Here is a 14,791-nt window from a genome sequence, read left to right on the forward strand (position 1 = left end):
TCAACGGAATTCAGGCGCAGAGCGGCTTTTTAGTTGTATTTTTTATTTAATTAATATTTTTTTCTAATTATAGCACGGGAATTGCTTTTACCTTTGTGTTTCACTTGTTAGATTTTTGGACTATGCGAATTGAAGTAAAGAAAAATATACATTTTACCAAACTGGTGAAAGTGAACGGCCGGTTGAAGGAATTCAACTTCAGAAAACTGGGTGGGGCCAATGAAGGATTTTTTACGGTGGATGTTAGCGACGACAGGGGTAATCGGATCCTGTTCCGCATGCAAAAAGAAAGCGACACCTGGAAAATAGTGCCTCAACAATTACCTAACTGGGTTATGGAGAAAGAAATAACTTTTCATGATCTGATTGAAGAGGAGCTAAGAAATAGCTGAGTCACCGCCGCCATTTTACCTGATCCCCATAACCCGGTAGGAAGAATTTACCGGTTTTAAGGGTATTGTGTGCAACACCCCGGCATTCTCAGGGGTGTTGATTATTATCTTCACGCCAATACTTTAAGGAATTTCGCGCAGTACTGCCCACCCGCCACAACGGAACCGGGAGGCATAAGTGGCAAGGCGACTCCTTTGCATTCCCGGTGGCTGTCGGCCTATGTGCGGTCATGGCATCATCGGATACTATTTCCATTGCAATTGAAGAAGGATTGATTGCCCGACTTCCTGCATTCTCCGATTTGTTGGATACGCCAAACGCCTGTTCCCCTGCATAACAATGATTTCAGGTGAATATAATATATTACCCCGCCCGCAGGCTTTACTTAAACCAGGAGGCAAGGCAGGAAACAAGGGCCTTTACCAAAAAACTGAAATCTTAACGTCAGACCATTATCTGACAGTTATTCCGCCATTTTGCCCCCACTTTCCCATTTTTCATTTCTCATTCATCATTCTTCATTTCTCATTTTCAAATTGGCATATTTGCTAATTTGCTCATTTTCAAATTTGCTAATTTTCCCATTTGTTAATTTGCCCATTATTTTCCCCGCTTTCAGCGTTTCCTCTTCTATTCATTTTACACCTAACTCATTGACCATCAGCAATGGATAACATGTGGCATCTTTTTTAATTGTATATAACACAAACATACGCTTTATGAAACCTGCCAACCGATACAACAGAGAAGAGATAAACCGGAATCGCGAAAGCATGGCTTATATTACCCTGGTACTTTTTTTAATTATCACCTTTATTGCCTCTTGTATATATATTGGCATCGATGGATTTTTCAGCAGATAGTCGCCACAAAAAAAAGTCACCCGCCAAATGGCAGATGACTAACCTTTCTTTAAAATAAACAATAACCCACCAACCGACCAATCACAAATACTAAAAAGTCAAAAAATCCCGCCCACATGTGGCGGGATTACATGTTAGTAGCTAAAGGGTAACATCAACACAGCCTAATCGCATTTAGTGTTATCCCTACATTTAAAAATGGGCGTAGCAAACCAGCGTGCCGACAAAATAACCGGCTGCTACGCCCGAGGTAAGGAGTATGGATTAAGCAAAAAAGTTGACAGGATACTCTTTAATATGCATTGGTGCCCATATAAAGAAATACCAGTTACAAGTTTTAAAGGGGAATAGTGAAAACAGGCATGACTACGGAAGACACTATTATTACAATAGTTCTTCGGTAAAGAAGATTGTTCTAAACAATTTGTGCTACAGAATGTATTCGAAACACGGATGGGAAATAAAACATAATCAATAACATCCGCTACAATCAGAATGGTCGCCTCACCAATCTTCTTCATAGGTAACAATTAGTCCTCGTGTATATAACAAAAATGCTGCCACTTGTAATTGTTTGATGTTTGAATGCCTGCATTTTTATTTTCACTATTGATGTTTAATATACAAAGCACTATGCAGGATGATCAATGCTTTATTTTAAGTAAGGAAAGCTGCATTTTTTACGTAGGCGATATAGTAAGTTTACGATAGTTCTGAGTTAACAAGTTTACAGGTTAATAAGTTAACCGGTTAACTTTTCAACTGATCAACTTGTCAACTAATCAACCGATCAACCAACTGCTCAGCTGATGCCAGTGCTGCTTCTACCGTTCCGCCATTCTCACCTTCATAATATCCTTCACCGGCAAAAAATATTGTATCGCTGATGGGTGTGTTCAACTGTTGCCGGGCCTGGTTTGTTGGCAACATATTATAACTATACGCGCCTGCACTAAACGGATTGTTTTGCCATTGTGCAATATGCGATGCCGTTAACAGCGATTGTAATTGTTGCACCTTTATTGAAAATATAGCTCCCAAAGATTGTAATGCCAGTTGCAGTACTTCACTATCACCGGTTTTATTTATCGTTGAAGTTTGCGGTCCGCCCAGCCAGCCGGTCAGCAACGGCCAGGGATCAGGCGCAAGGGTCCACCAGGTAGGAATGATTTCTTCACTCAATAAGAATCCGATATTTTTTTCATACGACAGCCAGAACCGCTCTTTAAACTGTAATAATACTTTCGTCACCGATCCGTATCCTATATTATGTATGGCCTGAACATAATTATCAATTGCCGGTTCAAAAGCAATGGCCGTGCTATGCTCCGGTGCAGCCTGCAACACACCCAGTGGCACCGTAATAATTACTTTGTTGCCGGTAAAAATTTGTTCATCGGCACTTACCAGTTGCACGCTGTTCGTTTGCCACCGTACTTTTTTTATGGTGCAGGATGTATGAATGGTACATCCGTTGTGAATACATTGCTGTTGCAGAAAGTGTATGAGTTGCTGATAGCCGCCGGGTATGCGATATTGTTCATCCTGCTCGTGCATCCACTCATCACGTATACTCAAAACACTTACTTTATTAATATCGGCCACGTCAAAACCTTCGGCAAAACGTTGTACCGATTTGCGCAGGTCGGTATATTTTTCATCACTAAAATATTTTTGCAGAAAATCGGCGAGCGTTGTATCATGCTTCAACGCCTGCATGTGCTGTATTAATTCATCCCAGCCAACGATAAATTCATCCTGGGTCGACCATTTCCTGTTCTTCACCCGTATCATCTTTCCTTCAACAGGCTGGTATTTGATATTGGCTTCTTTCAACAATTGTAGGGTGAGTGGCAATTTCCCATGTACAAACTCAGCCCCTTCTTCAACCGGTCGCAAAAAAGCCGGCGGTTGTATGGTATGAACTCTTCCGCCGGTGCGGTCATTGGCCTCCAGCACCGTTACCGCATGACCGGCTGCCGATAATTTGCGGGCCGCCATCAACCCGGCCGCGCCCGCGCCTATTATAAGAATGGATTCGCCCATAGTTCACCCATAAGTAATTATAAAGATCGGAAAAAACGGAAGTCGGGTAACAGAAGTCGGAAGTCAGATGTCGGAAATCCGATGACTGATTTCTAAAGTAAGAAGTAATCTAATACAGTGGTTCTTCCGACTTCAGACTTCAGACCTCAGACTTCAGACCTCAGGCTTCTGACTTCGGTCCTCACTTCAACACCGGCTGCAATACCTTTATATCTCCATCGATTTTTTCCGCTACAGTAAGACCGAGTATCCTCGCTACCAGCGGATATACGTTCACGTTTTCAAACGCATCAATTTGAACACCCTGCTTAAATACTGGTCCCCAGGCATAAAAGGTAGCATGCATCTGGGGTATGGCATTATCGAACCCATGCTTGCCGGGAATGGTTCTTTTGCGACGTATATTGAACGACTTTGGCGGTTTTGGTACCAGTATGATATCGCCCACCCGGTTATACCGGTCGTTGGTACCGCCGTAATGCCAGCGTGCAGGAATTTCACTGGCCAGGTACACATCATAATCGGGCGATGGATGTTGTTTCAAAGCAGCATAGGTGGGTTGTATGTCGGCAGCATTATAGGCATACAAATGCACCAGCACATCGCCATCAGGTATTTTAAATTTGTTGGTGTCGATAGCGGCAGGCAATGGCAGGGTATTAAGTGTATCAACCTGTATCATGCCGTGGTCTGATAAGAAAATATAATTTACCGGCAGCTTCAGCGAATCGGTCATGCGTACCATTTTCGCAATGCTTTCATCAACAAAATGAACCGCTTCCTCAGCCTCTTTTGAATCGGGTCCATTCATATGCTCTGCATGATCTACCTCCGGCATATAAAAAGTGATAAAATGCGGACGCTTATCCTGTGGCAGGGTTAACCAGTTTTTTACGGCCTGAAGACGTGTATCTATATCAATAGAATCGTTGTATTTATAATAGTAGGTGGGTCGAACGCCCTGAATGGCCGTTTCAGAACCTACCCAGTAAAAACTGGCCGTAACCATTTGTTGCTTTTCGGCCAGCACCCACAAAGGCGTACCGCCATACCAACTGCTGTCCTGTACAGCTTTGCGGTTGCTTAAACGATAGGTTTCATCTCTTTTTTTATCGTAAAAGGTATTATCTACCAGTCCGTGATGAGCCGGGTATAGTCCGGTAACAATGGTATAATGGTTCGGAAAAGTAAGCGAAGGATACGATGGTATCATGGCTTTGGCCGCTACCCCGTTGCTGCGAAACTGTTGCAGGTTTTTGGCCTGGTATTTATCGGCCAGATCGTACCTGAAGCCATCGGCTGAGATCAAAATAACATAAGGCTTTTTTTGCTGTTCGGCGCTGTTACTGCGGCCGGGCACTACGTGCTGGGTGATATCAACCTGGGCAATGGTCAGTAAGGGACATTGAAGTACAAGTAAAGCGGGAAAAAGGACCATCTTTTCCAAATCGCGCAATATTCTCATGTGTTTTTGTTTGCAAAAGTATAATTCATCAAATCTAAAATGTATTAAGGTATTTTAAACAATTATTTTTCAAAATTCAGGGCTGCGGAAACTGCAGTTCCGCAGTTGTATTTTGTGGCCTGTGGCCACTGTTTTACGTTGCAAAAGGCAACAGCATATCGCTTTCCCGCTCAGGCGGAACAAGTCCTTGAAGAGCCTCCCGAGCCCCTCCCCTTCAGAACAGATCAGGATAGTTTTACGGGCCGATACAACTAACTTCCTTCACTATCCGCATTTACCCGCCTGAAACTACGATTGCCATGCACAACGATTGCCGGTTCAAGCCGGAATGAAAATCATTTACCTGATTTCATAACCAAAACTTAGCCATATGAAATTTCCGTTAACCTTTTCTGTGGTAAGGGGCATACTATGCCATTGCCGCTACACTTTTCGCACAACACCCACCTGTTGTTTTTTTATTTTTTCCCTTTTATTATGTACGCTTAGCAACCGCCTTAATGCCCAGCGGCAAATGGAACGCATTAACCGCGGCGTGGTGGCAGTACGCACCAGTTCAAGTGAGGTATATGTTGGCTGGCGTTTGTTTGGCACCGATCCGTCGGGCATAGGATTTAATGTATACCGCGGTTCAACCAAACTCAACGCCTCACCCATTACCGCCAGTACCAATTATATTGATAACACTACCACCACCAGCACCTACACCGTTCGGCCTGTAATAAATGGCGTAGAGCAGGATGCTTCAGAATCGGCCGGCGTATGGGCGCAAAATTATCTGCAGATACCATTGCAGGTACCTGCCGGGGGCACAACGCCTGCCGGTGAAGCGTATACGTACAGCCCCAACGACTGTAGCGTAGGCGACCTGGATGGCGATGGCGCTTATGAAATTGTTGTAAAATGGGACCCTTCCAATTCAAAAGACAATTCACAATCGGGTTATACCGGTAATGTATACCTCGATGCCTATGAATTGAACGGCACCCGCTTATGGCGTATCGACCTCGGCCGCAATATTCGCGCCGGAGCTCACTACACACAATTTCTGGTGTACGACTTCGATGGCGATGGCAAAGCCGAAGTGGCCTGTAAAACCGCCGACGCTACTGTCGACGGACAAGGCACCGTAATCGGCAGTGCATCGGCCGACTACCGCAACTCGAGCGGCTATGTATTAAGCGGCCCTGAATATCTTACCGTATTCAACGGACAAACAGGCGCTGCCATGGCCACCACCAACTACCTGCCTGCCCGGGGTACCGTAAGCAGCTGGGGCGATAGCTATGGAAACCGGGTTGACCGCTTTATTGCCTGTGTAGCTTACTGCGACGGCCAGCGGCCCAGCATGGTTTTCGGAAGAGGGTATTACACCCGCCTCGTACGTGTTGCCTGGGACTGGCGTCCCGCCGCAGGCGGGAGTGCGCTTACACAACGCTGGACGTTCGACAGCAATACCTCGGGCAACAGCGCATATGCCGGACAGGGAAATCACCAGATGACCGTAGGCGATGTAGACGGCGATGGCCGCGATGAAATTTTTAACGGATCAAGCGGTATTAATGACAATGGCTCGGGTTTATGGGCCAATGGCATGGGCCATGGCGATGCCCTGCATATGAGCGACATGAACCCCGACAGGCCGGGCCTCGAAATATGGCAATGCTATGAAACGCCGGCCAGCAACGGACAGGTAGGCGCTGCCCTCGTTGATGCAGCCACAGGCGCCCGCATTTTTACCGTAGCTGAAGCATCCGCCGACGTAGGTCGCGCCCTCGCAGCAGACATCGATCCACGTTATAAAGGATACGAAATGTGGGCGGCCCGCGGCAACCTGTATTCCTGCACCGGTACCACCATTAGCACTACCAAGCCTTCGATGAACTTTGCCGTTTGGTGGGATGCCGACCTGCAACGCGAACTGCTCGATGGCATCACCATCAGCAAATGGGACTACAGCAGCAGTTCGGCAAGTACTTTATTAAGCGCATCGGGTTGCGCATCGAACAACAGCACCAAGGCAACACCCTGTTTATCGGCCGACCTGCTGGGCGACTGGCGCGAAGAAGTCATCTTCAGAACTTCAGACAATACAGCGCTGCGCATATACACCACCACCATCACCGCTACCAACAGGATATATACTTTAATGCACGATCCGCAATACCGGCTGGCCATTGCCTGGCAAAATTCAGCATACAATCAACCGCCGCATCCCGGTTTTTATTTGGGAGGCGATATGGCGGCCCCGCCGGTTCCTAATATCTATCTCGTTGGGGGCGCCAGCCCTTCATCTGTTACCATTGAAGAAAACACCACCGGCTTTTGCAGTGTTGACGGAACGGTTGATAATAACAATGCAGGCTTTACCGGAACCGGATTCGCCAATACCAACAATGCGGCAAACAGTGGTGTTGCGTGGCGCGTATCTGCTGCTGCGGCGGGCAACTACGCCATAACCTGGCGCTTTTCAAACGGCGGAGGCGCCGACCGTCCCGGCAGGGTATTGGTGAACGGCAGTACGGTTCTTTCATCTGTCAGTTTTCCGGCCACCGCCAACTGGACAACCTGGACCACCGCATCGGCTACGGTTGCCTTACCGGCCGGAGCATCTGATATAAGGCTCGAAGCAACCGGCAGTACCGGCTTAGCCAATATTGATAATATAGCTATACAGGGAAATGTAACAGCAGCCACTTGCACCACTACTACCGCACGCTTCGTAACAACAACAGGCATTAACGAAGCGAATACGATTGCTGTTATACCCAACCCATCGACCGATATGTTTACAATAAACGCAACCGGCGATTTCAGGTATACCATTTATGATCAGTTGGGCCGCATTGTTGAAAAAGGAAGCGGGCAAAATAAAGTTCGTGCAGGACAAAAATTATTACGCGGAATCTATACCATACAAATTGAAAAAGACCAAAGATTACAGTCGCTGAAAATAGTAAAGCTGTAGTTACCGGTTGCCCGTATAGTTTCAGGTTACAGGTTACAGGTTACAGGGATCTACCCCATTGGGCCTTGTAACTTGTAACCTGTAACCTGCAACTACTGTTTGTTGCCCGTTGCTAATTGTATTTATTGCTTATTGCTTATTGCCAATTGCCTATTGCCTATTACCTACTCGCCACTTATTACTAACCACTCGCCTTTTACAATTTAGCTTTTTTGCTATATTGCTGCTATGGTCTCCTTCACAGCCATCATACAAAAGTTCGAAAAGCAGGGCAGCGCAACCGGCTGGACGTATATTGAAATTCCTGCAGATATTGCCCAAAAAATAAAACCAGGCTTCAAAAAAATTTACCGGGTAAAGGGAAAGCTCGATGCCTTTGCCATCAGTGCAGTGGCCATAATGCCATTTGGCGATGGCCGTTTTATGCTGCCCGTAAATGCCACCATGCGTAAAAGTATAGGCAAACGAAAAGGAGCCATGGTAAAAGTGCAACTGCAGGAAGACAAAACCGAGCTGCCCATCAATAAAGAATTATTGGAATGTTTGGAAGACGATACTGAAGCGATGGCTGGTTTTAAAAAACTTACCAAAGGACAACAACAGTATTTCAGCAAATGGATCGATAGCGCCAAAACCGAACCCACCAGAACCGCCCGCCTTACAAGGGCCCTGATTGCACTGGGCAAAGGATGGGATTACGGACAGATGCTGCGCGCAGGTCGTTCTTCCTGAAATCCATAAACATATTTCAAAACTTGTATACTGCCGATCTAAATTCTGCGTTATATCTTTACGCCGAAATAAGTAACATTCCGGCAACCCCGGCATGTTATCTACTAATTATAGTAGAATCTTTTTACAATAAAAATCGTTTTTACCAGTTTTAAATTAGTTAATTTACTAATTTGCCGGTTCGGATTCTAATAGTACTAATACCCTATGATGATTAAAAATCTACATGCTTTTAATTGGTTAAGGACAATACATTGGTTAAAGGCACAAATGCAAAACAGTTTTGCATCCATATGGAAAACCAAATCAACAACAGTCAACCTGTTTGTTTATCCTGTTGGCGCTAATCTCCATGTATTTAAATTCTTTCCTGAAAATTCGGCTCATTACAAAGCTCATCAGCTTCCACTGCTACAATCGTCGTCGGTAAACAAAAGAATAAATAATTATATACTTTAATGCAATAATATAAAAAGAGGAATAAATGCAACCGTGAAGCATTCAAGTTCATCTGGAATAAGGCTAAAGCGAACAAAAAACAATATGGTAGTTTCAATTATTTTTTTCAATTAATTTAAAAACCGTTCTATGATAAGTAAGTGTTCCCTAACCACACTTCTTTTAATCAGCACTTTTTGCGCCTTTGCTCAAAATCAGGTTGAAGGAGTTTGGAAAACACAAGACCAACAGGACAGCCTCTTAGTTTGTGCAAGCGGTCAAACCAACCCCGCAGTGTTTGTTTATTTCCCGAGTAAAGCAAAGTTTTTACCATTCACTGTAGGCAATGGCGGCAGTGAGCTCGTACACTTTGAACCCGATGCTTCGAAACTGGTGTTAACGGTATCGTCTGATGGCAAAACCATCACCGATGCAGGTGCTTCAGGTAAAAAAGTGTATAGCAAAGAGTCTGGTTCTTCACCCATTAACCCAAAAGCGATTGCAGCCGGACCCGATGACTTTTTCGATTTCAGCACAACAAATTATTACGCCGGTATTAACTTTTACCTGTCATCACACCCCGGCTTACCGTTTGTGCCCAACAGCGCTTTTATCACCAAACACAAAACAAGCACTGTTAAGATCGAAAAATTCTTTAGCCGTGTAAGCCCTTCAGGCGTACAGGCCCAAAAAGAATTTGACCTGGTGTATAATTTCAACGGTTCGGGCCAGATCAGCTCTGTTGAAGTTATTCCTTACGGCAATGGTCAGGAAAAAGATGTATGGACATTTACATATGCCGGCGCTAATCTGCAAAAGATCAATTCGCCCGGCAGAGTATTAGAGTTCGATAAAGACAACTGGGAAGTGGATACCCGTCAACAGAAAAAAGTGCCATTTATATTTCCCATGTGGAACTATTATAGCAACTCAAGACCTAAAACCGCTACCCTGCCTTATATGACCGGTACACCGTTGAATGAATATTTTTACAATGAGAATTTTCAGCTTGTAAGAATTAGTTCAAAAGATGTGAGCGAACCGAATATTCTGGAGCATTACACAGAATACAGCTACGACAAAAACGGCTTACCGGTAAAAATAGTTGAAATAAAAAGAAGCAAATAACCTTCAGATCATTACCTGAACGTTTTAAGCCTGAAATGATTATAGGAGGTGTTGGCCTACCAACTGCTTACTATCATATTAAAAAAAGCGTCCCGAATTGCCGGGACGCTTTTTTTATGTTACACATATCCGGTATACCCTCATGATCCTTATCTTTAGCAGGAGATATCACCAACCATTAAAAATTTTATGAAAACGCCCGTTCTCCTGTTCATCACTGTACTTACCATTTGTACGCTTACTGCTACTGCACAACAAAGCAATACCAAACTCGCCATCACGCATCTTACAGGCGACTTTTACGTGTATACTACTTATCACGATTTTAATGGAACACCCTTTCCATCGAACAGTATGTATGTAGTAACCGGTAAAGGCGTTGTATTGATCGATACGCCCTGGGACACTGCGCAGTTTCAGCCGCTGCTCGACAGCATTGAAGTGCGCCACCACAAAAAAGCCGTGTTTTGCATCAGCACCCATTTCCATGCCGATCGCACAGCCGGACTTGAATACTACAAACAAAAAGGCATCAAAACCTGGTCGTCGGATTATACCCGCAGGCTATGTGCAGAGAAAAACGAAAAGCAGGCTGAATTCACTTTTTCAAAAGATACTACGTTCACCATAGGCAATCACTCTTTTCAGGCATATTATCCGGGCGAAGCACATAGCAAAGACAATATTGTTATCTGGTTCAATAAAGAAAAAATACTCTATGGCGGATGCGCCGTAAAAAGCACCGAAGCCAAAGACCTTGGTAATTTGTCAGACGCCAACGTAGCGCAATGGCCCGAAAGCATCAAAAACATGATGAAGCAATTTGGCAAACCTGCCTTTATTATACCGGGTCATATGAGCTGGGCCGGCAATACCAGTCTGGAGCATACACTGAAGCTGATTGAAGAAAACAAAAACCGAAGTCAGAAGTAGGAAGAAACAATTTCTGATTTATGGATTTAGAGATTTTGAGATTTAGAAAACAGGCCAGCTATAATTGAAATCCCGAAATCCCAAAATCGCAAAATCAGCAATCGGGCATCGGGTTCTTCATACTTCTTACTTCATACTTCCTACTTCATATGCGCTGCTTACTGCTCACCAATTACTATTTTATAACTTACCCTTACTACCCGGCATGAAGCCTTTACTTATCTTTATTTTACTAATAGCATCTGCCAGCCTGTTTGCACAAAACAAAAAACCTGAAGATTTTGGTTTCAGGTTTTTTCAAATGCTGTTTAATGGTGATACCGTACAAATGCTGGTCAAATCAAAAAAAGGCGAAGAAGAAAAACCCAAACCCTTATTACTGTTTTGCCAGGGAAGCGTACCCCACCCGCTGATCGTTTGGAACGATAAAGGAATATATGGCGTATTTCCGTTTAATCCCGATAGTTTGATCAATACATTTCATTTAGCCATCGTTAGCAAACCCTTTATTCCGGTAATGGGTGAAGAAAAAAAGCTGGGAAAGGAATTGGCATATATCGACAGCACCGGAAAAACACCGACCGCTTATTATGCCAGAAATTATCTCGACTACTACGTAAACAGAAATATAGCTGTGATAAAATTTCTGCAACATAAACACTTTATCAGTAAACAACAGCTGGTGCTGGCCGGACATTCGGAGGGCAGCACTATTGTAGCCAAACTGGCTTATAAATGCAGCCGGGTAACGCACCTCATTTATTCGGGCGGCAACCCGCTGGGGCGAATTACTTCTATTGTAAAACAAAACCGCGATCAGGAAACAGATACCGATTCAACCCGGTATGGCGAACAGGTAATTACCGACTGGAAACGGATTGCAGATGACCCAATGAATATCGATGCATCGAATGGAGACCCCAACAAAACAACGTATTCATTTTCTGAACCGCCTTATGCGTGGTTATCAAAACTAAAAATTCCTGTATTGGTTTGCTATGGAACCAAAGACTGGACCAGCCCCTATTGCGATTACCTGCGAATAGAAATGATACGGCAACATAAAAACAACTTTACGTTTAAAACCTATATAGGAACGGAGCATAATTATTTTCCCGTGCAGCCAGACGGTTCGGTTAATTACAAAGTATTCAACTGGAACAAAGTAGCCGCAGACTGGACACAATGGCTCAAAAACCACTAAACTTGTACATAACTCAATTACAGCCTTTTAATGAGAAGGGATATAATCGGCAGAAATGAGTTGATGAGTTGACGAGTTGATAAGTTTACAAGTTAACAGGTTAAAAAGTTTACAGGTTAACCAGAGTATGCTGCCAGTTCACCTGCAACCTGAAACTTGTAACCTGCAACCGGCATCCGGTAACCGGCAACAGTATTACTTCCGCTTCTTATACCTGATTTCAACCGAAGCAACGCCCGAATCGACTATACCGAGTTTGCGGGCGGCTTTTTTCGACACATCGATCAGTCGCCCGGTCACGAACGGACCGCGGTCGTTAATAGTTACTTTAACCGAACGGCCATTGGCCAGGTTCACCACTTTTACTTTTGTGCCGAATGGCAGGGTGCGATGGGCCGCCGTTAAATGCCCCTGTTTGAAAACCTCTCCGCTGGCGGTTTTGCGGCCTTCGAACTTGTCGGCATAAAACGAAGCCTTACCGGTTTCAGTGATCTTGCGCGAGCAGGAACACAGCAGAAAGCAGCAACTGATGATTAATAATAAACTACGTACGGGCGATGATGTTAGTAAGCTGTTTTGCGAAAAAAATGAGTAAGTCATAGAATATCAGTGAGCAACAAATATACAATTATGTTTCATTGCTGAATTGCCGGATTGTTTGATTGTTGCCTGTTGATCTGCAAAGCCCCTGACTATTTTTCGGAGAACCGGATTTTTGAACAAAATCATCGAACAATCAAACAATTCTGAAAAGAGAATTAACGAAAACACCACAACTTTTTCTATTTTCCACATGTTGTGAATAAGTAACTTTACTAAAATGCAGTTTCAAATAATTATATTTGGAATAGATGAAATCAGATGATCAGGAAACGTATCCTGTATTTGTGAAACCTAAATTGATGCGCATTGACAGAAACAATCATTAACCTGGAAACCGTAAACCCTATTGAGTTTTTCGGTGTAAACAATGGAAAACTGGATATTTTGAAAAAGAAATTCCCCCTGTTAAAAATTCTCTCGCGGGGCACCCAGGTCAAACTGAGCGGCTCTCCTGAACAGGTCGAAAGTGCCAGGGAAAAAATTGAACTGATCGTTCAATACCTTGAGCGCAACGGCCATATGAGCGAAAATTACTTTGAACAGATCTTAGGGGGCGATGATGCCGAAACGGTTGATCATTTTATCGATCGCAATCCAAACGACATACTTGTATTTGGTCCCAACGGCAAAACCGTACGCGCCAGAACCGTCAACCAAAAACGGCTGGTACAGGTGGCTGAAAAAAACGACATCGTATTTGCCATTGGTCCTGCCGGTACCGGTAAAACCTATACAGCCGTGGCATTGGCTGTGCGGGCGTTAAAGAACAAAATGGTAAAAAAGATCATTCTTACCCGTCCTGCGGTAGAAGCAGGCGAAAGCCTTGGTTTTTTACCCGGCGATCTGAAAGAAAAGATCGATCCCTATCTGCGTCCGTTGTATGATGCGCTGGATGACATGATACCTGCCGATAAGCTCGGCTATTACATGAGCACCCGCGTTATTGAAATTGCACCGCTGGCTTATATGCGCGGCCGTACGCTCGATAATGCGTTTATCATTCTCGATGAGGCACAAAACGCTACCGATTTGCAGATAAAGATGTTCCTCACCCGTATCGGCTCAAATGCCAAGGCCATCATTACCGGTGATATAACGCAGATTGACCTGCCGAAAAATCAACGCAGCGGTTTGGAAAAAGCCTCACGCATACTGCGGAACATCGATGGTATTGCACATATCGAACTCGATGAAGAAGACGTAGTGCGTCACCGCCTCGTAAAAGCCATTATCAAGGCGTATGATCGCGACAGGGAAAAGGAGAAGGAAAATGAGCCGGTACAACAACCCTGGAAAGAACGCAATAAATCAGAAGAAAGAAAATAACTGTCGGATAAAAAGGTTGAAAAACCGATTAGCCCCGTATATCAGCTGGTATATGGGGCTTTTTTCATGCAAGGCCCCCAATGCGTTATGGTTAACTTGTATTGTTGCCCCGCACATCATATCTTCGTTTGCTTTATTTTTGTTGATTATGAAGAAATTAATCATTACGCAGAACGCAGAACGCAGAACGCAAAACGCAAAATGCAGAATGCAAAACGCAAAATGCAAAACGCTTAACGCGAATGGAGCGTTCAGCTTTAAGCGTTCAGCGTTTAGCTTTTCTTTAGCGTTTAGCTTTTTTGTGCTTTTAGCGTTCAGCTTTTCGTGTAATTCGGGCGAGGGAGGCGACGGCAGCTATAAAAAAGCCGAGGATGCGCAGGATGCGGGCCGCCAGTTTATAAGAGCCTCACTGGATGGAGATTATGATAAAGCCGCTTTTTATTTATTAAAAGATTCAACCAACATGTTACTGTTTCAGAAACTACAGGCCGACTACAAGAATCTGAGCAGCAAAGAAAAAAGCAGTTACAAAAATGCCACCATCAGACCCGTTGCCATTACGGGCGAAAACGATTCTACCATTCTATATAAATACTATCATACTTCAAATCCGGCCGATACCACCACGTTACGAATTGTTCGCCGTAACGGAAACTGGCTGGTAGATTTTAAATCGGTTATCAAAATGTAGG

Annotated in this window: 12 protein-coding genes; 9 read left to right on the top strand and 3 right to left on the bottom strand. The window is 44.2% G+C overall.

Translation table 11 applies throughout. From position 1 onward, the window contains the following. Window positions 1–122: 122 nt before the first annotated feature. Together AC59IL_RS30930 and AC59IL_RS30935 are read left to right on the top strand one after the other, a co-directional pair. Entirely contained in the window at window positions 123–392 is a 270-nt protein-coding gene (locus tag AC59IL_RS30930) for a hypothetical protein (protein WP_496556118.1), read from the top strand. A gap of 720 nt (window positions 393–1,112) precedes the next feature. Continuing rightward, on the top strand, window positions 1,113–1,256 hold the full coding sequence (locus tag AC59IL_RS30935) for a hypothetical protein (RefSeq protein ID WP_496556119.1): 144 nt from the start codon (window positions 1,113–1,115) through the stop codon (window positions 1,254–1,256). A gap of 774 nt (window positions 1,257–2,030) precedes the next feature. Here the strand turns inward: AC59IL_RS30935 and AC59IL_RS30940 are convergent. Further along, window positions 2,031–3,302 carry a flavin monoamine oxidase family protein gene (locus tag AC59IL_RS30940; protein ID WP_496556120.1) on the bottom strand — a complete coding sequence of 424 codons (1,272 nt, stop codon included), beginning with the start codon at window positions 3,300–3,302 and terminating at the stop codon, window positions 2,031–2,033. 181 nt (window positions 3,303–3,483) lie between these two features. Next, window positions 3,484–4,767, bottom strand: a complete 1,284-nt coding sequence (locus AC59IL_RS30945) for an alkaline phosphatase family protein (RefSeq protein WP_496556121.1) — start codon at window positions 4,765–4,767, stop codon at window positions 3,484–3,486. Between the two features lie 370 nt (window positions 4,768–5,137). On the opposite strand from AC59IL_RS30945, the gene AC59IL_RS30950 reads away from it, so the two are divergent. The 5 genes from AC59IL_RS30950 (at window position 5,138) to AC59IL_RS30970 (ending at window position 12,170) form a co-directional block, all read left to right on the top strand. Further along, the gene (locus AC59IL_RS30950) at window positions 5,138–7,735 is read left to right on the top strand and encodes a rhamnogalacturonan lyase family protein (protein ID WP_496556122.1); all 2,598 of its coding nucleotides are present in this window, start codon (window positions 5,138–5,140) and stop codon (window positions 7,733–7,735) included. 228 nt (window positions 7,736–7,963) lie between these two features. Continuing rightward, complete coding sequence (locus tag AC59IL_RS30955) at window positions 7,964–8,467, top strand: YdeI/OmpD-associated family protein (RefSeq protein ID WP_496556123.1); 504 nt, start codon at window positions 7,964–7,966, stop codon at window positions 8,465–8,467. 588 nt (window positions 8,468–9,055) lie between these two features. Then, entirely contained in the window at window positions 9,056–10,033 is a 978-nt protein-coding gene (locus AC59IL_RS30960) for a hypothetical protein (RefSeq protein WP_496556124.1), read from the top strand. Between the two features lie 189 nt (window positions 10,034–10,222). Next, the gene (bla, locus tag AC59IL_RS30965; RefSeq protein ID WP_496556125.1) at window positions 10,223–10,966 is read left to right on the top strand and encodes a BlaB/IND/MUS family subclass B1 metallo-beta-lactamase; all 744 of its coding nucleotides are present in this window, start codon (window positions 10,223–10,225) and stop codon (window positions 10,964–10,966) included. Window positions 10,967–11,171: 205 nt separating this feature from the next. Continuing rightward, window positions 11,172–12,170 carry a hypothetical protein gene (locus tag AC59IL_RS30970; RefSeq protein WP_496556126.1) on the top strand — a complete coding sequence of 333 codons (999 nt, stop codon included), beginning with the start codon at window positions 11,172–11,174 and terminating at the stop codon, window positions 12,168–12,170. 195 nt (window positions 12,171–12,365) lie between these two features. Here the strand turns inward: AC59IL_RS30970 and AC59IL_RS30975 are convergent, their stop codons facing one another. Beyond that, window positions 12,366–12,770 carry a septal ring lytic transglycosylase RlpA family protein gene (locus tag AC59IL_RS30975; RefSeq protein WP_496556127.1) on the bottom strand — a complete coding sequence of 135 codons (405 nt, stop codon included), beginning with the start codon at window positions 12,768–12,770 and terminating at the stop codon, window positions 12,366–12,368. Window positions 12,771–13,079: 309 nt separating this feature from the next. Between AC59IL_RS30975 and AC59IL_RS30980 the strand changes: the two genes are divergently transcribed. Both AC59IL_RS30980 and AC59IL_RS30985 read left to right on the top strand, forming a co-directional pair. Continuing rightward, window positions 13,080–14,099, top strand: coding sequence for a PhoH family protein (locus AC59IL_RS30980; protein WP_496556128.1), 1,020 nt, complete (start codon window positions 13,080–13,082; stop codon window positions 14,097–14,099). A gap of 208 nt (window positions 14,100–14,307) precedes the next feature. Then, entirely contained in the window at window positions 14,308–14,790 is a 483-nt protein-coding gene (locus AC59IL_RS30985) for a hypothetical protein (RefSeq protein WP_496556129.1), read from the top strand. The last annotated feature ends 1 nt before the right edge of the window (window position 14,791 follow it).

The sequence above is a fragment of the Niastella sp. sgz303648 genome, from assembly GCF_059587045.1.

Excerpts from the sequence above, each read along its gene's own strand:
- AC59IL_RS30930 (WP_496556118.1), top strand. The coding sequence starts at position 123 with ATGCGAATTGAAGTAAAGAAAAATATACATTTTACCAAACTGGTGAAA.
- AC59IL_RS30955 (WP_496556123.1), top strand. The coding sequence starts at position 7,964 with ATGGTCTCCTTCACAGCCATCATACAAAAGTTCGAAAAGCAGGGCAGC.
- AC59IL_RS30960 (WP_496556124.1), top strand. The coding sequence starts at position 9,056 with ATGATAAGTAAGTGTTCCCTAACCACACTTCTTTTAATCAGCACTTTT.
- AC59IL_RS30975 (WP_496556127.1), bottom strand. The coding sequence starts at position 12,770 with ATGACTTACTCATTTTTTTCGCAAAACAGCTTACTAACATCATCGCCC.
- bla (WP_496556125.1), top strand. The coding sequence starts at position 10,223 with ATGAAAACGCCCGTTCTCCTGTTCATCACTGTACTTACCATTTGTACG.
- AC59IL_RS30935 (WP_496556119.1), top strand. The coding sequence starts at position 1,113 with ATGAAACCTGCCAACCGATACAACAGAGAAGAGATAAACCGGAATCGC.
- AC59IL_RS30945 (WP_496556121.1), bottom strand. The coding sequence starts at position 4,767 with ATGAGAATATTGCGCGATTTGGAAAAGATGGTCCTTTTTCCCGCTTTA.
- AC59IL_RS30970 (WP_496556126.1), top strand. The coding sequence starts at position 11,172 with ATGAAGCCTTTACTTATCTTTATTTTACTAATAGCATCTGCCAGCCTG.
- AC59IL_RS30950 (WP_496556122.1), top strand. The coding sequence starts at position 5,138 with ATGAAATTTCCGTTAACCTTTTCTGTGGTAAGGGGCATACTATGCCAT.
- AC59IL_RS30985 (WP_496556129.1), top strand. The coding sequence starts at position 14,308 with ATGCAAAACGCAAAATGCAAAACGCTTAACGCGAATGGAGCGTTCAGC.
- AC59IL_RS30940 (WP_496556120.1), bottom strand. The coding sequence starts at position 3,302 with ATGGGCGAATCCATTCTTATAATAGGCGCGGGCGCGGCCGGGTTGATG.